The 18,659-nt window shown below is 38.6% G+C and carries 12 protein-coding genes and 2 tRNA genes; 7 read left to right on the top strand and 7 right to left on the bottom strand.

Annotation, left to right across the window (positions count from 1 at the left end; genetic code table 11):
- Positions 1 to 151 precede the first annotated feature (151 nt).
- The 3 genes from ptsP to rplU all read right to left on the bottom strand — a co-directional run bounded on the left by ptsP (position 152) and on the right by rplU (position 4,871).
- On the bottom strand, positions 152 to 2,683 hold the full coding sequence (gene ptsP / locus MCQ_RS04580) for a phosphoenolpyruvate--protein phosphotransferase (protein ID WP_006923831.1): 2,532 nt from the start codon (positions 2,681 to 2,683) through the stop codon (positions 152 to 154).
- 1,402 nt (positions 2,684 to 4,085) lie between these two features.
- Complete coding sequence (gene rpmA / locus MCQ_RS04570; protein WP_006923830.1) at positions 4,086 to 4,364, bottom strand: 50S ribosomal protein L27; 279 nt, start codon at positions 4,362 to 4,364, stop codon at positions 4,086 to 4,088.
- 15 nt (positions 4,365 to 4,379) lie between these two features.
- Positions 4,380 to 4,871, bottom strand: coding sequence for a 50S ribosomal protein L21 (rplU, locus tag MCQ_RS04565; protein ID WP_006923829.1), 492 nt, complete (start codon positions 4,869 to 4,871; stop codon positions 4,380 to 4,382).
- A 289-nt stretch (positions 4,872 to 5,160) separates the two neighbouring features.
- Between rplU and MCQ_RS04560 the strand changes: the two genes are divergently transcribed.
- Positions 5,161 to 5,250, top strand: a tRNA-Ser gene (locus tag MCQ_RS04560).
- Positions 5,251 to 5,283: 33 nt separating this feature from the next.
- Here the strand turns inward: MCQ_RS04560 and pgi are convergent.
- The 3 genes from pgi to MCQ_RS04540 all read right to left on the bottom strand — a co-directional run bounded on the left by pgi (position 5,284) and on the right by MCQ_RS04540 (position 11,417).
- Entirely contained in the window at positions 5,284 to 6,948 is a 1,665-nt protein-coding gene (gene pgi, locus MCQ_RS04555; protein WP_006923826.1) for a glucose-6-phosphate isomerase, read from the bottom strand.
- Positions 6,949 to 7,143: 195 nt separating this feature from the next.
- Positions 7,144 to 10,278 (bottom strand): efflux RND transporter permease subunit, encoded by a 3,135-nt coding sequence (locus MCQ_RS04545; protein WP_006923824.1) that lies wholly within the window; start codon positions 10,276 to 10,278, stop codon positions 7,144 to 7,146.
- Entirely contained in the window at positions 10,275 to 11,417 is a 1,143-nt protein-coding gene (locus MCQ_RS04540; protein WP_006923823.1) for an efflux RND transporter periplasmic adaptor subunit, read from the bottom strand. The genes MCQ_RS04545 and MCQ_RS04540 overlap by 4 nt, the downstream gene beginning before the upstream one ends.
- 375 nt (positions 11,418 to 11,792) lie before the next feature.
- Between MCQ_RS04540 and MCQ_RS04535 the strand changes: the two genes are divergently transcribed.
- From MCQ_RS04535 to MCQ_RS04520, 4 genes are all read left to right on the top strand, one after another.
- Positions 11,793 to 11,869, top strand: a tRNA-Arg gene (locus MCQ_RS04535).
- Positions 11,870 to 12,199: 330 nt separating this feature from the next.
- A complete protein-coding gene (locus tag MCQ_RS04530) occupies positions 12,200 to 13,873 on the top strand; it encodes a formate--tetrahydrofolate ligase (protein ID WP_006923822.1) in 1,674 nt (557 codons plus the stop codon).
- 216 nt (positions 13,874 to 14,089) lie between these two features.
- Positions 14,090 to 14,323 (top strand): 30S ribosomal protein S21, encoded by a 234-nt coding sequence (gene rpsU / locus MCQ_RS04525; protein WP_006923821.1) that lies wholly within the window; start codon positions 14,090 to 14,092, stop codon positions 14,321 to 14,323.
- Between the two features lie 1,182 nt (positions 14,324 to 15,505).
- Positions 15,506 to 16,078: an SH3 domain-containing protein gene (locus tag MCQ_RS04520; RefSeq protein ID WP_006923817.1), complete on the top strand. Its 573-nt coding sequence runs from the start codon at positions 15,506 to 15,508 to the stop codon at positions 16,076 to 16,078.
- Positions 16,079 to 16,136: 58 nt separating this feature from the next.
- Here the strand turns inward: MCQ_RS04520 and irrA are convergent, their stop codons facing one another.
- Positions 16,137 to 16,637, bottom strand: coding sequence for an iron response transcriptional regulator IrrA (irrA, locus tag MCQ_RS04515; RefSeq protein WP_006923815.1), 501 nt, complete (start codon positions 16,635 to 16,637; stop codon positions 16,137 to 16,139).
- 231 nt (positions 16,638 to 16,868) lie between these two features.
- Between irrA and fabA the strand changes: the two genes are divergently transcribed.
- Together fabA and fabB are read left to right on the top strand one after the other, a co-directional pair.
- The gene (fabA, locus tag MCQ_RS04510) at positions 16,869 to 17,378 is read left to right on the top strand and encodes a 3-hydroxyacyl-[acyl-carrier-protein] dehydratase FabA (RefSeq protein WP_006923813.1); all 510 of its coding nucleotides are present in this window, start codon (positions 16,869 to 16,871) and stop codon (positions 17,376 to 17,378) included.
- A 41-nt stretch (positions 17,379 to 17,419) separates the two neighbouring features.
- Positions 17,420 to 18,640, top strand: a complete 1,221-nt coding sequence (fabB, locus tag MCQ_RS04505) for a beta-ketoacyl-ACP synthase I (protein ID WP_006923812.1) — start codon at positions 17,420 to 17,422, stop codon at positions 18,638 to 18,640.
- Positions 18,641 to 18,659 lie beyond the last annotated feature (19 nt).

Here is an 18,659-nt window from a genome sequence, read left to right as displayed (position 1 = left end):
TTAGCAGGATAAACGTCTATCTTAACCCCTTGATTCTCAAAACTAAAACATGCCTCACAAAGATAATAAACTTCTTTCTAACAAAATATTTATAATGTGATTGCTTAGCAAATTGCAGGATTGCCTAGCTCTTCCCTCTTAAAGTTCTTCATCAGCTTATATCATTGCTCAGAGCACGTACAGCCTGCCCAGTTTCACACTGCAATGCTTTTTTTGCTAAAATTTTCATATCTTCAAAACTATGCGCCTGCAAACATGCTTTTACTGAAGGAATATCACAGGATATCATAGAAAGTTCATTAATCCCCAATCCAGTCAAAATCATCGCAGCAAAAGGATCTCCAGCCATACCACCACACACGCTAACCCAACAGTTATGTTTTTCTGCCCCCTGAATAGTTCGGTGAATCATGCGCAAAACTGCTGGATCAAGACTATCAGCTTCAGATACAAGATAAGGATTTTGTCGATCAACAGCCATTGTATACTGAGTCAAATCGTTGGTTCCAATCGAGAAAAAATCAACATAGGCACTCAACACATCTGCCATAATGGCAGCCGCTGGAACTTCAATCATAATACCAAATTTTAATTTTGGTGCACCAATATCATTCTGAATTTCTTCTGCAATCTTTTTCATAGAAAAAATCTCTGAAACAGACATGACCATTGGAAACAGAATCCATAGATCACCCCCCTCTTTTGCTGCTCGATATAGAGCACGCAACTGGGGAACTAAAAGATCACGCCGACGTAACAAAAGCCGTGTTCCTCGAACGCCTAAAAATGGATTATCTTCTTTAGATAAATGTAAATGTGTAACCTGTTTATCCCCACCAATATCGAGTGCACGAATAATTAATGGCCTATCTCCCACAGCCGCAATCATCGTTCGATATACATCAAATTGTGCCTCTTCATCTGGAATGTGTGGACTATCTAAAAACAAAAATTCTGTACGCATGAGTCCAACACCTTCAGCCCCTAAATCAAATGCAACAGGAACCTGATTTGCGTAATTGACATTAGCCATGATACGTATCCTTTGACCATCTGTCGTTTTTACAGGCAATGCACATACACGTATCTCATTGTCACGCTTTTGCATCAAAATACTTATCTGTTTTTGAGCATCTTCAACATCTACAAGAGCGGGATCAAGATAAATAAAACCATTATCACCATCAATGATAGACTGAATATTATTCTCGACAGCTAAAACATCAGAACCGGCAGCAACAACCATTGGAATGCCAAGTGTGCGCGCTAAAATAGCTGTATGGGACATCGGACCACCCCATGCCGTTACCAACCCACGCACTTTTGTACAATCAAGCTGAGCTATATCAGAGGGAGACAAATCATCCGTGATAAGAATAACATCGTGCGGAATATCATTTAAAAAGAATGATCTATAAGATGGATTAATCTCACCCAAAACACGACGACCAACATCAACTAAATTAGCCGAACGCTCCGCCAAAAGAGGATCATCTACCTTAGAAAACATATCTGCAAACTGCCGAACTGCTCTGTCCCAAGACCAAGCTACACCATGTCCTTCCGCTATAAAACGACAAGCTTGAGCTATCAGATTTTCATCCTCAAGCAAAACTATTTGTGCAGAAAAAATTGCAGCAGAAGCTACCCCCATACGTGCAGTAATATCAGCAATAACTGATGCCATTTTTTGTTTTGTTTTTGAGAGAGCATTTTCAAGACATGCCATGCCAGTTGCAAAACCAGTTGGCTGGTCCATTATGGAAATATCATTCTGCCTTAAAACAAAAATCTTACCAAGAGCTAACCCTGGACTTGCCCCAACACCAGAAATAACTTTTTTCCCAAAGCGTGGATACCAACCATGAAAAGCCCTCGTTTGAGCTTCCATTTCTCTCATAACACATTTTTCACTTACGCTCACTTTCTTTGCGACAGAAATTGCATCCCTCAGAAGTTGTGCACCTTCTGCAGCATCCGTTGAAAAAATCAAAACATCACCGTTTTTTGCCCCTAATTGCAATAAACCAACCAAATTTTTCATTTCAACGGTATACTTACCATGGCGGACTCTGATAGAGCTCTGAGCTTTCTTTGCAAAGTCAACCCAAAGAGAAGCTGGTCGCGCATGAAGACCACTTGGGTAATCTAAAGTCCATTTCTGACTCACCGAAAGGTCACCCATAAAAGTTCCTCTCATCTTCGTATCCTGACCAAATAGAGCGGCAACAATCTGCTGTTTGTCAGCAGTCGTTGAAAGGACTTCAAGCCGCTCCTTATCAAATAGAAGACGCGTCAATTTTTTACAAATCTCTATATAGCGATCTGGACGAGCCGCAATGGCGATGACTAAGCGCGCTTTATTTCCCTCCTGCCACTCAACACCAGCAGGAATCTGTACAACAGCAACAGCATCCCTGATAATCAAATCACGACTTTCAAACATTCCATGGGGGATTGCTATACCATTCCCAAGCCAAGTATTCGTTATTGCCTCACGTTTTAGCATGCTTGCCAGATAATATTTGTTGACTGCACCAACCTGCACAAGTAATTCAGCAGCAGCTTGAATCGCCTCATTTTTATGATCAAAAGCAGCTGAAAGCTTTACAGATTTTATAGACAAGATTTCTATCTCGTTAAAATCTGCATTCATTGCTTCTGCTTCTTCACATCTCATCATGAATTTAAACTACCCTCACATTTGATCATGAATGTCTCTGATAAATTTCGTTTCAAACCTGTATTTTCCCAAATACAAAGCATAAAAAACCACACAAATTTCCTTTATTTTAAAGAATATAAATAAGTGAAGTGCTTAAACACCTCTACGTAGTCCATAAAATAATTAGGTATCGTTATTCACTGAGTTGCTTAAAGCCATCATAGGTAAATCTGACTCCCACTCTTTAATTTTACCACGACAAATACCCGTCTAATTCACTGAAAAATCACTTTTAAAAGTGCTTTCATCATCCCAAGTTATTCGCTATAATTTGTCATTATCCCTCATATTAAGAAAGCAGAATACCCCAATCACCTGCAACTTAATCCGACATTTTAACTTATCTCTCCCCAATTGAGCAACCCACTCTTGCCCCTCTCTGACGCATTTCATAATCAAAAACTGCTCCACATAACCTACTTCCTTCAGATTCGGCACAGCTCAATATCCTCCACACAAAATCTTCAAAATAAAACTTTAACTACATTGTAGACTTCCCTTTCCAGAATAAATATTGCAACCGCACGATAATTTTTGTCTGCGTAGCCACAAAATATATAAAAACTGCAAAAACAACATCCTTGATAACTAAAATCAAAAAAAGACCACGCACAACTTAATTTCTCAGTACTTTGGCAAATAAGACTATAAAATTGAAAGTTTTGTTGCCCTGAAGCAATCTTTATTCTCATACTGGGCTTTATTTTCATAAAGATCACTAACAGATAGATCAAAAAATAATCTTGATGTAGCTGATTGCAAGGTCATTTCGGTATCTTCAAACTCAATCCCCTTCATAGAAAAACTTCATTCTAAATTTACTGGAAATCCTTCAATGTGATATCACTGCTCAAAGCAGCTTTGATCAATGCTGTTATAGCCTTCTCTTACATATAACTTCCCCTCACAACAGATAGGAGCCTAACCAATACCCAATCACTGTCTCAAAAACATAACAACCATTACAAACACTAAAGATGCCAACAAACTAGCTCATCTTCAGCAAAATGATTGCACAAATACTTGCTTATTGAATTTCTCTACAATTCTCCGCAAATAAACTTTCTGGCACTTTTTTCACCCATAAAGAGAAAGTAGATTTTTTCACCCTCTTACTATTTACCCATTCCCTCATCACATCAATGTCTTCAGTAGAAACGAAAGACAACACCACTCTTTTAATTATTGAAGAAAATATTTCCTCAATTTTATTTTTTAGTTTCCTGTACACACCTACTCCACTTCGCACTATATCATAGAGCGCAAAAAAGGAAAGATAGCATCCTATCTTTCCTTCTAATGTTATTTCTCAGGAACTTCAAAACGAAGTCCACGAAATCATGGCTTATTGCAGAGAATATTATGGCTTGCTCTGCTGTCCCTCAACGATAGGAATAACCGAAACATATGAACGGTTATTCGCTTTCCTTTGAAAAGAAACCGTTCCGTTTGACAGTGCAAAAAGAGTATGGTCTTTCCCAATACCGACATTGTTACCAGGATGCCAACGTGTACCACGTTGGCGAATAATAATATTCCCAGCGATAACGGCTTCACCACCAAATTTTTTAACGCCAAGACGTTTTGATTCTGAATCGCGACCATTACGCGAGGAACCACCAGCTTTTTTATGTGCCATGGACGTTGTTCTCCTTTAATCTTCTTTACTATTTGACGCTATAGCCGCTTTCTTCTGCGATGCGGACTTTTTTTCAGCAGGTTCCTTAACAGTTTTCTTAACAGAAGCAGTAGCTTTTGTTTCCTTTGTTGTTTCTTTTAGTTCAACTTCTTCCTGTTTAATTGGCTTTGCAGCTGCTTTTTTAGGCTTTAAACCACCCATTAAAATTTCTAAAATACGAAGTATTGTCATTTCTTGACGATGACCACGCGTGCGTTTTGAATTTTGACGACGGCGCTTCTTAAATGAGATAACCTTACGCGCACGTGCCTGCTCTACAATCTCAGCCGTAACTAAAGCATCGGCAACAACAGGTGTACCAATAATGGCATTGTCTTCTTGCCCAACAATCAATACATCTTTAAATTCAATAACGTCACCGGTATTTCCAATAATTTTTTCAACTTTCACCACTTGGTTAGCAACAACACGGTATTGCTTCCCACCGCTTTTAATGACTGCGAACATTTTTCATCCTTTCGTTCACTCCAGCTCTTATTTGATTTCTGCCTTATCAATTAAGGGAAAATAGGCTGCTTTTTATCAGTCGTAATAGTTTAAAAGAGATATAAAAATACTCTACAAAAACAAATATGCGCAGATTGCTCCACGCTCGTATCGGCAGCATATATGACCGAATTTCGGTTCTCTGTCAATAAAGTCCCACAAAAAAGCAAAAAAGGGTTGTACTTAAAGCAATTGAAGATTATCTACCGTTATATACTCAAACAATGTAAAATTTTTTTCGCTTTCATGTGGAGAGATGGCTGAGTGGTTGAAAGCACCGCACTCGAAATGCGGCATAGGGGTAACTCTATCGGGGGTTCAAATCCCTCTCTCTCCGCCAAAATATATTAAAGGAGTATTCATCAAAATATCTTTATTCCGTACGTCTTGCCTGAATATGTTCTAACAGTCCTAATGTTGAACTATCGCGGTTATTCGCTTTGTTTTCTCCGCGGAGGATTGGTAACAATTCATTTGCTAATTCTTTGCCAAGCTCAACCCCCCATTGATCAAACGAATTAATATTCATCAAAATACCTTCGACAAAAATACGATGCTCATAAAGTGCAATGAGACGACCGAGTGCAAAAGGTGTCAATAAATCCTGAACCAGCATAATACTGGGGCGGTTTCCTTGAAAACTTTTGTGAAGGGCTAAATTGTCTGTCTCATATTCATCGATTCCACTCTTTGCAAGGATACGCCGAGTATCTTCGACACTACGTCCCTTCATCAAAGCCTTTGATTGTGCTAAACAGTTTGCTACCAACATGTCATACATAGGATGTAAATTTTGCTCATGCCCTTTTATAAATAAAATAAATTCCACAGGAATAACATCTGTTCCTTGATGCAGAAGCTGGAAAAAAGCATGTTGCCCATTCGTCCCTGAATCACCCCAAACAACTGGACCACTTGAAAAAGTTAATGATTTGCCATCCAAAGAAACCTGCTTACCATTTGATTCCATATCAAGTTGTTGCAAATAAGCTGGAAAGCGCGCTAAACGCTGTGCATAAGGAATGACAGCACGTGACGTGTAACCACAAATAACACGATGCCAAAACCCTAAAAGCGCAAACCGAATAGGAATATTTTTATGCAAGGGTGTTGTTTTGAAATGTTGATCCATATGCTGGGCACCATTGAGAAATTGGCGAAAATTTCGACTTCCTATTGCTAACATAACAACAAGACCAATAGCTGACCAAATTGAATAACGCCCTCCAACCCAATCCCAAAATCTAAAAATTCTTGGAGAATCTATGCCAAATTCTGCCACTTTATCAAGCGCACTTGAAACAGCAACAAAATGCGTGCAAACAGCTTCTTCCCCTAAATGTGAACGAACCCATTGACGTGCAACTTGAGCATTTGCAATTGTTTCAGCTGTTGTAAAAGTTTTAGAGGCAATAACAAACAACGTTGTTGCCGGATTCAAAACAGCGAGAGTATCAGAAATATGTGCACTGTCAGCATTAGAAACAAAATGACAATGCGGACCATCATGATAAGGTTTTAAAGCATGTGTGACCATTGCTGGTCCAAGATCTGAACCACCAATACCAATGTTCACAATATCAGTTATCTTCTCACCACTGCTTCCCTTATAGCTGCCATCGCGTACCATTTCAGAAAATCGTTCCATATGAGCAAGAACATCCTGAACATCTTGAACAACATCATGACCATCCAAAATGAAAACTTCGTCAGCAGGCGAACGTAAGGCAATATGAAGAACCGAGCGCTTTTCAGTTGTATTAATGGCTTTACCGGAAAACATTGCCTCACGCCTGTTTAAAACATCTGCTGCAACAGCCAAATCATCAAGGAGTTGTAATGTTTTTAATGTTACGCCACATTTCGAAAAATCGAAAAGAAGATCATCAAGTCTTAAGGAAAAATGAGAAAAGCGCTGTTTATCCTCTATGAAATGCTGACGAATATTATAGACCCCATCCTTTGTGGCATGTCTTCTTAAAGCTTTCAAAGCTGCCTCAAAAACTTTTTCATTTCGAATTGATGAGCCATCTTCCATGGACTTATCCCAAATGATTATTGACAATGAAATCTACACACAAACAATAACAAAACAGCCCACATCTCCTTTATTGCAATCAATTTTTTCTGCGCATACACAATCACATGATGTAAAAAGCAAAAAGATAAAACCAGAAAACGACATTTTTAAAACGAAAGTAAAAAAATTATCAAATCTTCCCTACCATATAAATCACTCAACTTGATTGAGTTCTCTTGTTAAGCGTAGTGCCCCTTCTGATTTTGGTCTCACAAAACGTCCAAGAAAGAGATAAACAACTGGGGTGACATAAAGAGTAAAAATAGTCGCTAAACCTAAACCACCAACGATAACCCAACCTAAAGCTATACGCGCCTCTGCACCAGCACCTTTAGCTAAAACCAAAGGAATACCCCCTAAAATGGCACAAATCATCGTCATACAAACAGGACGAAGACGAATATTCGCCGCTTCTTCTACAGCTTCACGCACATTTTTCCCTTGATCACGTAACTGATCTGCAAATTCAACAATAAGAATACCATTTTTAGCCATAACCCCAACCAACAAAATTAAACCAATTTGACTGTAAATATTAAGACTAACTCCACTTAAAAGCATAGCAATTACAGCGCAACCAATTCCTAATGGTACAGTAGCCATGATAATAAATCCTGAAACAAAACTTTCAAACTGTGCAGCTAAAACTAATAGAATGATTACAAAAGCAATTCCAAAAACAATCATAAAATTGGAAGATGTTTCATCAAGTGTAGCGGCTTCCCCTAAAGGAACAATATAATTTCCTTCTGATAATAAAGGAGCAGCAATTTTTTGCACAGTCTGATAAGCGCTACCTAAAACGACACCTGGAGCAAGATTTGCGCTTAAAATAACAGCATTCATGCGTTTCTCTCGTTTTAATTGAGGCGCAATAGCTTTTTCATGCAAATTCGCAATAACCGATAAAGGAACATATTGATTGCCTTTGGTTTTTAAAAAAATATTTTCCAAATCATGAGGATTATTAATAGGATTCTTACGCGAAGTCAGTTTAACATCATAAGAATGATCATCCACATAAACGGAACCAATTTTTTTCCCATCCAACATTGCTTGTAATGTATTACCCAAATTGGTGATATCAATTCCCAAATCAGAGGCTTTTTCTCGATTCATTTCAATAAAAAATTGTGGTTGCGTTGCATCAACAGTAAGCCGTGGGCGAATAAAATGCGGATCAGCTTGCAAAGCATTCACAAGCTTATCAGCAATCGGTTGTAATTTTGTATAATCATTTCCAAGAATTGCAAATTGTAATCCCTGACCAGTTCCTCTAACACCTAAAGAATTTCCCTGCGCAGCAAACACTAAAACCGCTGGAAATTGTCTCACCGTTGCATTAACATCTTCTAAGATCTCTTGTTGACTACGTAAACGCTTTTCCCAAGATGAAAGCAACAAAATCAAAAAAGCGGTATTGGATGAACCACCAATACCAGCAATAGAGTAACTGTTTGCAATCTCTCCAGAATCACGTAACGGCTGTAAACTTGCTTCAATTTGCTCTACCTGTTCATTCAGATATTGTGTTGAAATACCTTGTGGTCCATTAATGACTAAAAAGATAAGAGCTCTGTCTTCTGCTGGTGTCAATTCTTGTTGTAATTTCATATAGCCTCCAACACAAAGACCCGCGAAAATAAGCGAAGAAAAGACAACAGTCCAAGGTCTTCCTAAACATTTATGCAGACTATAAGCATACCACTGACTTAAGAAAGAACCTAATTTATTCAAAAAAGTAAAATGATGCGCCTCTCCCTCATTGTCTTCAATATGTTGCTTGAGAAAATGTGATGCCAACATAGGACAAAGCGTTAAAGCAACAACCGAAGAAAGCAAAATCGAAATTGCCAACACAAAACCAAATTCTCTAAAAAGTGACCCAACTTGTCCAGGAAGAAAAGAAATGGGCACAAAAACGGCAACTAAGGTCAATGTTGTTGCTAAAACAGCAAAAAAGACTTCCCGTGTTCCGATCACCGCCGCCGACCGAGGACCTAATCCCATATTGCGCCATCGAACAATATTCTCAAGAACAACGATTGCGTCATCCACCACAAGCCCTGTTGCTAAAACAAGCCCTAAAAAGGTGAGAATATTTAATGAAAATCCTACAAGGTAGATGGCAGCAATTGTACCAATTAAAGCAACAGGAATAGATAAGGCGGGAATAAGCGTTACACGAATATCTCTAAGAAAAAGAAAAATAACCAAGATAACGCTGAGAACAGCAATAACCAATGCAACCTCAACCTCATGAAGTGCGCCCTTAATGAAAATAGCATCATCACTAATAACACTTATATGCACTGAAGAAGGAACAACACTTTTGAGATGATCAAGAACCTCTCGAACACCTTGAGAAATATTAAGGGTATTTGACTGTGCTTTACGCACAATCCCCAATCCAATTCCGGTCTTTCCGTTTATACGAAGAATAACGGTTTCTACATCGGGTGATAAAGTAACCTGTGCAACATCGCCAAGATGTACATAAGGTTTTAAGATAACTTGTTCAAAAGCTTCTGGTGTTGTTAAGCGCGCAGTAGCACGTACAATTAAAGTTTGCTTAGAATTGCGTAATGACCCCACCGGAACATCTGTTGTCATATCAGCAAGAACACGTGAAATATCTGCTACAGTCAATCCATAACTAGCAAGTTTTGCTTGATCAACATCAACCTGAAAAATCTTCGTGCGAGCATTATCAACCTGTACATCACCAACACCATCAACGGCAGAAAGTGCATCAACAATTTGATCATTTACGACCATTGCTAAATCATCAACACTCATCGTTGGTGAAGTTACAACCAAATACATCATCGCAGCAGCATTGGAATCTGCTTTAATGATCAGAGGTGAATCCGCGTTTTTGGGTAAAGAATAAGCAATACGAGAGAGAGCATCACGAATATCAGATGCTGCAACATTCAAATCAACACCGACATTAAAATTGATCTCTACACGGGAACGTCCAAAAGAAGAAGTTGAAGAAATTGTTTTAACACCTGAAACACGAGAAACAGCATCTTCTATAATTTTCGTAACTTCACGATCAATTGTTTCCGCTGATGCTCCAGCAAAAGTTGTCATAATCGTCGTTACTGGAGTATCAACATCCGGTAATTCACGTACATCAACATTTAGCCATGCAGAAATTCCTGCAATCACGATCATAGCATTGAAAACAAAGGTAAAAACCGGTCTACGAATAAACAAAGCGATTATACCGCCTTGCCCCGCCCGTATTATAGGCTGTTTCGTGTTAAATTCCTGACTCATTGTACATCCTGCCCATGAAGTGCTGATACTTGCTGTTGATGGACTTTTGGATCATCAAAAGTGATCCTACTTCCTGGATAGAGCATCTGTACTCCCTGTATGACAACTTGATCACCATTTTCTAAGGGTGCTTTCACAAATACCTGATCTTCTTTATGCTGAATAATCGATACTGGAATTGGTTCTACCTTACCCTCCCTTACACGCCAAACGAATGAACCTTTACTGTTCCATTGAATGGCAAGAGGATTAACGACAGGGAAAGAATCACCACTGAATTGAAATGCAACAGAAAAAGACATACCAGATAAAAGAGTCTCTTTTTCATTCTTAATTTCAATTTGCACGTGAAGTGTACGGCTTTCTGGATCAACGACATTATCAATCGCATAAATATGACCAACAAAATTCGTATCCGACTGCGTCGTTAATGTCGCAGTCACTTTATCTCCTTTATGTATTCGCGAAATATATCGTTCAGGAACCCACACATCGACTAAAATGCGTTCTCTATTTTCAATCCGGCCTATTACAGTGTTAAGAGCAACAGCATTGCCCTCATCAATGGATAAAATACCAACAACTCCGCTGATTGGTGCACGAATTGTTCGCCGATCAAGGTCTAGCTCAGCATTACGCAAAACCAGATTTGCGTTATCCAGCTCTAAGCGTGCAGTAATTTCCTGAACCTCTGTTGCTGTATTGCTGGAACGTAATTTAACAATACGCGAGAGCGTTAATGCGCTATTATCGCGTTGTACTTTTGCTTTTGCAGCTGCTATTTCTTCCTTTTTAGAATCAAGCTTTGCAATTAAATCACCGACTTGTACTTTTGTGCCAGCTGAAACAAAAATCTTATCAATAACGCCAGATGACCAAGGTGTTAACTCCACCGAAGCCAATGCTCTTCCACTCCCAAGCGTATTCAACTTTTCATAAAAATCTTGGACTTTAACAAGATCAACAACAACATTTGTTGGTGGCCTTCTCTTTGATGCCTTTGATATTTTATGCGACGCATTTGTTGTTTTCTCCACTATAGGAATAAGTCGTTCTGAACTATGCTTTCCCTCCCAATAAGCAACCATCAGAATGAAAACAAAAAACACCGGTGGAAAGATCTTTTTTAACAACCCCATACATCTATCCTTGCTGCGTTATTAAGATTCAAATTTGTCTGAAACAGTCTTCAAAACTAACATCCGAGTTTCACACAAAAATCGAATTGCAGGTCAGGTAGTGTATCTTATTCCCCACCGCAAAAAACTATCTCATCTCTACTTGACTAACTCTCGCAGATTAAAGCGTCAAGTTAACTATCGTTCATATTGAATTGTACTGTCAAAACAACAAACAATCTAGCATACAAAGATCCAATTGAATCGAGAAATATGCTGTACCCTTTTAAAAATGTATCATAAACGAAGTGATAAAATTTTCATTTTTACTAAGTTTCACTTGCAATTTCTCAATGAAACGATTAGGAACCTTCTATCTTAATAAGAAAAAATGAAGCACCCGTAGCTCAGCTGGATAGAGCACCAGACTACGAATCTGGGGGTCAGGAGTTCGAATCTCTTCGGGTGCGCCATCACTCTTTCTTATCTGTCAACTTCAGTGTTCTCAATGCTTGTAATCCCTCAAAAGACCAAATAAGCTAAGCTGTACAAAATTTGGACAGTTTCAATATTTTATTCTATATCTAGAAAATATGCCTTTAAACCTCTTGCTGATCAACTGTCTGTTCATTCAATAAAGGCCAATAGCAATAAATTCTTCTCATCTAACTTTTATATTCTCTCTCACAGTAATAATCAACTTTTATGATATTTTACCTTATTTCTATGTGTTATAGGTTTTATTGTCCTAGTAATAGACACACCCTAAATATTAACGAAAACCAAGTTTGAAGAATTTTTCTATGCCTAAAACAGATATTGAAATTGCTCGCAGTGCTCAAAAGAAGCACATCACTGAAATCGCGCAAAAAATTGGTGTCACACATGAAAATCTCATTCCTTATGGACATGATAAAGCTAAAATTTCTTCTGCATACATAAAATCATTGAATAATAATCCGGATGGTAAACTTATCCTCGTTACTGCTATCAATCCAACACCTGCCGGAGAAGGAAAAACAACAACAACTGTTGGACTCAATGATGCACTCAATCTCATCGGAAAAAAAACAATAGCAGCCTTAAGAGAACCGTCTTTAGGCCCCTGTTTTGGTATAAAAGGTGGTGCCGCCGGAGGTGGTTATGCCCAAGTCGTACCAATGGATGACCTTAACTTGCATTTTACTGGGGATTTCCATGCCATTACAGCCGCTCATAATCTTCTTGCTGCAATGATAGATAATCATATCTACTGGGGAAATGCTTTGAATATTGATCCACGCCGCATCGTGTGGAAACGAGTGCTTGACATGAACGATCGTGCATTGCGCGATATCGTCATTTCATTGGGTGGGGTCACCAATGGTTTTCCACGTCAAACAGGTTTTGATATTACTGTTGCATCAGAAATCATGGCTATTTTTTGTCTTGCTGAAAATCTAGAAAATCTTACGCAAAGACTCAAAAAAGTTATTGTTGCCTATCGTTATGACAAAACGCCCGTGACAGTTGCTGATCTCAATGCAGAAGGTGCAATGACAGTTCTTCTCAAAGATGCCATGCAACCCAATCTTGTACAAACAATTGAAAATAACCCTGTTCTTGTTCACGGAGGGCCTTTTGCCAACATCGCTCATGGCTGTAATTCAGTTATAGCAACAAAAACTGCCTTAAAACTAGCCGATTATGTTGTTACGGAAGCAGGATTTGGAGCCGATCTTGGAGCAGAGAAATTCTTTAACATTAAATGTCGACAAGCGGATATTGCACCAGATGCTACAGTTATTGTCGCAACAATTCGCGCATTAAAAATGAATGGTGGGGTGGATAAAAATAACCTCAAAGAAGAAAATATCACAGCTTTACAAAAAGGAGCTGCCAATCTTTTGCGACATATCAAGAACATGAAACATTATGGTATCCCTTGTGTTATCGCTATCAATCATTTTGATACCGATAGCGATGCTGAAATAAGTACGCTACAAAAAATAGTTGCAACAACCGGACACAAAGCTGTTCTCTGTAAACATTGGAAACAAGGTGGGAAAGGCGCCATAGAGCTTGCACAAGAACTTGTTACCTTAATTGAAGAGAAAAATGCTCATTTTAAACTTCTGTATCAAGATGATCTTCCACTCGTTGAAAAAATTAATTGTATTATTAAAAAACTATATGGTGGACGCGGCGCTACAATCGCAGATCATATTATCAAGCAGCTTGAATGTTGGGAAAAAGAAGGTTTTGGTTCATACCCTATTTGTATGGCGAAAACACCCTATTCCTTTTCTTCTAATCCCAAACAATACGGTGCTCCTGTTGATTTTGAAATACCTGTACGAGAAGTTCGCCTTTTAGCAGGTGCAGGCTTTATTGTTGTCATTTGCGGAGATGTCATGACCATGCCTGGCTTACCGCATTATCCTATCGCTGAAAAAATTTATCTTGATGGAAATGATGAGATTCAAGGACTTTCATAAACTCAGACTTGTAAACTCAATCAATGATAACAAGCTCCTTACAGCAAAAAGCATAGAATTTTAAAAAGCGATATAGACAAACGCCTTATTTGTGTGATATGTGTGCTTACATCATACGTATAATGTACGTATGATGGGTCTTCTTTTAGGTATCTACTTAAAAGGAACTGGATTTTTTCCTATTATTTATGACACTGAAACAAAGCAGGATAAATAGTGCAAGTACTCGTTCGTGATAATAATGTTGATCAAGCGCTCCGCGCGCTTAAGAAAAAGATGCAGCGTGAAGGCATCTTCCGTGAAATGAAAATGCGTGGATATTATGAAAAGCCATCGGAGAAGCGTGCACGGGAGAAAGCTGAAGCTATCCGTCGTACACGTAAGCTTGCCCGTAAACGTGCACAAAGGGAAGGTCTTGTGGGCAATGGCCGTACTGCTGCTGTAAGGTAATGCGCTTTTGCTTTTGTTGGTGTGTTATAAATAGCGCTAGCAATAGTGTAGACAAAATATCTGTAGAACTTGTAATTATATGATGCTGCGAGTGAAGTTCTTTCGCTTTTGGTTTTCTTTGTTCAATGTTCTTTTGTGTATTTTTTATCTGGAATAATGGTTGATTCTGTATCAAGTAGTATTGGGGAATGGCTTTTAGAGATTTCAAACGATAGAAGAAGATCATCTGTTTGAAATTTTTAAGCGTATCTACTGCAGCGCAAGATGCGTTTGTGTGAGGCATTTTATTATAATTTCTCAATACAATTTTTCTGTGCGCACAAATCCTGTGTGTTTTCTTATCTGGACCAGACATCTAATATCTTTCAAGTTGCCTTAATCATATTAAATTGAAAATACGCATTACTGTTACGATATGCAATTATGTCCATTTAAATATAACACCGGAAAAGCTATCTCTTCCCCCCTAACTTAATTAAATGAAGCGGTAAAATTCTGTAACCTTTAGTGTTTCATAATATTCTGAAACTAATATGTGCCTATGTAGTGCAATCTGCTTTTAATGTATACAGTATTACCACTGAATAAAATCGTAGTAGCCTATGAAAAAACTGGAAAATCTGTAAAAAACGTTGGCACTGAAAACCAACATCTTTACGTTTATGAAGTCATAAGGCAGCCACACTCTATATTGGTTTACCCTCAATGTTTCTAATGTTCTTGCATTTAAATGATTTATTAATCATATGTTGCACCCATTCTAAAACACTCCTTTTCACATCACATGCCCCTTCCTTATCGACCTATTATTGAACAATTTTTTGATCATAATACGAATTAGCTTTATCCCCGTTTCAGAAAAAAACAGATAGACGCAATACTTTACTACCATCTGTTATACAAAAGCTGATACAACTCTCAAAGCACTCAACCATCTCAATATTTGTCTCAAACAGATACTGCATGAAAACTGGATATTGACTTACAACCACACTCGATCAAAAAAGCGACCACTAAGAAATTCAAATTTTTATCTTACTTATTTCGATATTCTTGTAACAATTTCCTCATTGTTTAGATCTCTTTAACTAGAGCTATGCCATAGCTTTGATCAGTTCTCGATCCTATCTTCTAGATCTTAGATTGCTAATATATAGAAACGAAGAGATAAAGAGTTTAAGTGTGCAACATTTTATTTGGTTTCGATTTTCAGTGCTTGCGTCATTTATCTTAATGGCAGGAGTTTTTGTATTTAGTTCACCTCGTTTTTTGCACGCACAAACACTCAATCAAAATTTACAGCAAAATCTAGGACCAAGTGGTTTACCACTCCCGCGATTTGCTTCGATTAAGCCCACCCGTGTTAATGTGCGCGTCGGCCCTGGAAGTCATTATTCTATCATTTTTACTTACAAAAAACAGGGCTTACCTATTGAAATCATCCAAGAATACGATCAATGGCGCAAAATTCGTGATGCAGAAGGGGATGAAGGGTGGGTTTATCAGTCGCTTTTATCAGGAAAGCGAACTGCTATAACTATTCCATGGCAAAAAGATAAAACAAAAAGACTGATGCTTCGCAAAAAACCTGCAGACAATGCAGAAATTGTGGCAGAAGTAGAGCCTAATGTCATTGGTAATATTCGGCAATGCAACGGACAGTGGTGCGAACTTAATATTAATAATACCCGCGGATGGCTTCCGCAACCCCAGTTATGGGGAATCTATCCTGATGAAAAAATAAACCGTTGGTGAATTTTAAAACCAACAAAATCTAATCTTTATTCCTATTGAATTCTCTGACATTCTATAATCAAGTCAGTTTTTTTGGTTTTAACCGAACTATCAAATCAACATGCGAAATCTCCATACCTTCTGGTGGTTGAGGCAAATTGCCAATAATAGGAGCTTCTTCCAAACTGCAAGGAATATCAAGAATACGATTTTCGCCTTCTATATAAAAATGATAGTGATCAGATGTATTGGTATCAAACCAAGTTTTCGAACCTTCTACAGCAATAATCCGTAACAACCCTGCTTCCGTAAATTGATGAAGCGTATTATAAACAGTTGCTAAAGACACAGGCACACCCAACCTCATTGCTTCTTCATGAAGCTCTTCAGCAGCAATGTGACAGTTGCCTTTAGAAAAAATCATATTGGCAAGTTCTAATCGCTGGCGTGTAGGTCGCAAACCATTTTGACGCAAATGTTTCTCTAACATAGATATGGAATAATAACTCGCCACCTTTCCACAATCTTTTGTGGACTGTTCTTCTTCATTCAAACCTAAATTGTCTGCACTCAACGACATATTATAAAACCACAATACATTTCTGTTACAATAAAGTTAAAATACAAAAAAATGGGGACAATATGATATAATTTCTTATTACATTTTAATAACCTACAACGCAAGATACATAAAAAAGCGCTTTTGTCATCAAAAATGATATAAAATCATTTCCCTCTCCTTAAAATTTGCTCTAAAAGTATGTTGGGGGGAAAGCGCAGATAAAAATATATGCAAATAAATGGAGTAACAATGACTGAACAAAAGTCTCGCTACACTTATGAAGAGCTTCTAAGCTGCGCTCGCGGCGAAATGTTTGGTAAAGGTAACGCACAATTACCAGCACCACCCATGTTGATGATTCATCGAATCAACGAAATCAGTGAAACTGGTGGTGAATATGGTAAGGGAATGGTTCGCGCCGAATTTGACATTACTCCAGACCTATGGTTCTTTGATTGTCACTTTATAGGTGATCCTGTTATGCCAGGGTGTCTTGGTCTCGATGGCATGTGGCAATTAACAGGTTTTTTTCTTGGTTGGCTAGGCGAACCAGGAAAAGGGAGAGCTATATCGACAGGTGAAGTAAAATTATCGGGTATGGTCACTCCAAAAACCAAACTTCTTGAATATAGAATAGATTTTAAACGTATCCGGCGTGGAACTTTGGTCTTAGGCATAGCAGATGGATGGGTAAAAGCAGATGGAGAAGCCATCTATAAAGCGAGTGATTTGCGTGTTGCTTTATTTAAAGAAGACTAAAAATTATTTCCATTAGAAGAGACATAAACAAGGAGGTATGAATGCGTCGAGTTGTTGTAACCGGAATGGGAATTGTCTCCGCTATTGGAAATAATCCTCAAACCGTTTTAACCAGTTTACGTGAAGCAAAGTCTGGGATTTCTTATGCAACCCAATATGCTAAATTAGGCTTCCGTAGCAGAGTTTACGGTAAGCCTGATATTAATATAGAAGAACTGGTCGATCGACGTGCTTTGCGCTTTCATGGACGTGGAACTGCTTGGAATCATATCGCCATGGATCAAGCAATTGCTGATGCGGGTTTGGAACCTCATGAAGTATCAAATGAACACACGGGTATTATTATGGGCTCTGGAGGTGCTTCAACTCAGTCAATCGTTGAGGCTGCTGACATTACGCGTCAAAAAAGTCCAAAGCGCGTAGGTCCTTTTGTCGTTCCTAAAGCAATGAGTTCTACAGCGTCCGCAACACTTGCGACTTTTTTTAAAATTAAAGGAGTAAACTATTCAATTTCTTCAGCGTGTGCCACCTCTAACCATTGTATTGGCAATGCTTACGAATTAATACAATATGGCAAGCAAAATCGTATCTTTGCTGGTGGCTGCGAAGATTTGGATTGGACATTATCTGTTTTATTCGATGCTATGGGTGCTATGTCCAGCAAATATAACGATGTACCAGAGAAAGCTTCGCGTGCTTATGATGCTAATCGTGATGGATTTGTTATTGCTGGTGGGGCTGGTGTTTTGGTTCTCGAAGAACTAGAAATCGCTAAAGCACGTGGTGCAAAAATCTACGGAGAAATTGTTGGTTATGGTGCAACATCCGATGGGCACGATATGGTCTCTCCATCTGGAGAGGGAGCAGAGCGGTGCATGCGCATGGCGCTCGCGACTGTAAACAATAAAATTGATTATATCAATCCCCATGCAACAGCAACACCTGTTGGTGATCCCCCTGAAATAGAAGCAATCCGCCGTATATTCGGAGCTGGTGATCAATGCCCACCAATTTCCGCTACAAAATCTCTAACTGGTCATTCCTTGGGTGCTGCAGGCGTTCAAGAAGCGATCTATACACTGTTAATGATGAATCACAATTTTATTTGCGAGAGTGCCCATATTGAAGAGCTTGATCCAGCTTTTGCCGATATGCCAATTGTTCGTAAACGCCGCGATCATCAACAACTTAATACTGTATTGTCAAATACATTTGGCTTTGGCGGTACCAATGCAACGCTCATTTTCCAACGCTATGCATGAACAGGAGTTCTGAGCTGGT

The sequence above is a fragment of the Candidatus Bartonella washoeensis Sb944nv genome, assembly GCF_000278135.1.
Classification (GTDB): Bacteria; Pseudomonadota; Alphaproteobacteria; order Rhizobiales; family Rhizobiaceae; genus Bartonella; species Bartonella washoeensis.
The sequence above is the reverse complement of the archived record's forward strand: the minus strand, read 5'-3'. Positions and strand labels throughout refer to the sequence as shown.

What these genes read in the sequence shown, in the direction of transcription:
- ptsP (WP_006923831.1), bottom strand. Translation starts at nt 2,683, where the DNA reads ATGATGAGATGTGAAGAAGCAGAAGCAATGAATGCAGATTTTAACGAG.
- rpmA (WP_006923830.1), bottom strand. Translation starts at nt 4,364, where the DNA reads ATGGCACATAAAAAAGCTGGTGGTTCCTCGCGTAATGGTCGCGATTCA.
- rplU (WP_006923829.1), bottom strand. Translation starts at nt 4,871, where the DNA reads ATGTTCGCAGTCATTAAAAGCGGTGGGAAGCAATACCGTGTTGTTGCT.
- pgi (WP_006923826.1), bottom strand. Translation starts at nt 6,948, where the DNA reads ATGGAAGATGGCTCATCAATTCGAAATGAAAAAGTTTTTGAGGCAGCT.
- MCQ_RS04545 (WP_006923824.1), bottom strand. Translation starts at nt 10,278, where the DNA reads ATGAGTCAGGAATTTAACACGAAACAGCCTATAATACGGGCGGGGCAA.
- MCQ_RS04540 (WP_006923823.1), bottom strand. Translation starts at nt 11,417, where the DNA reads ATGGGGTTGTTAAAAAAGATCTTTCCACCGGTGTTTTTTGTTTTCATT.
- MCQ_RS04530 (WP_006923822.1), top strand. Translation starts at nt 12,200, where the DNA reads ATGCCTAAAACAGATATTGAAATTGCTCGCAGTGCTCAAAAGAAGCAC.
- irrA (WP_006923815.1), bottom strand. Translation starts at nt 16,637, where the DNA reads ATGTCGTTGAGTGCAGACAATTTAGGTTTGAATGAAGAAGAACAGTCC.
- fabA (WP_006923813.1), top strand. Translation starts at nt 16,869, where the DNA reads ATGACTGAACAAAAGTCTCGCTACACTTATGAAGAGCTTCTAAGCTGC.
- fabB (WP_006923812.1), top strand. Translation starts at nt 17,420, where the DNA reads ATGCGTCGAGTTGTTGTAACCGGAATGGGAATTGTCTCCGCTATTGGA.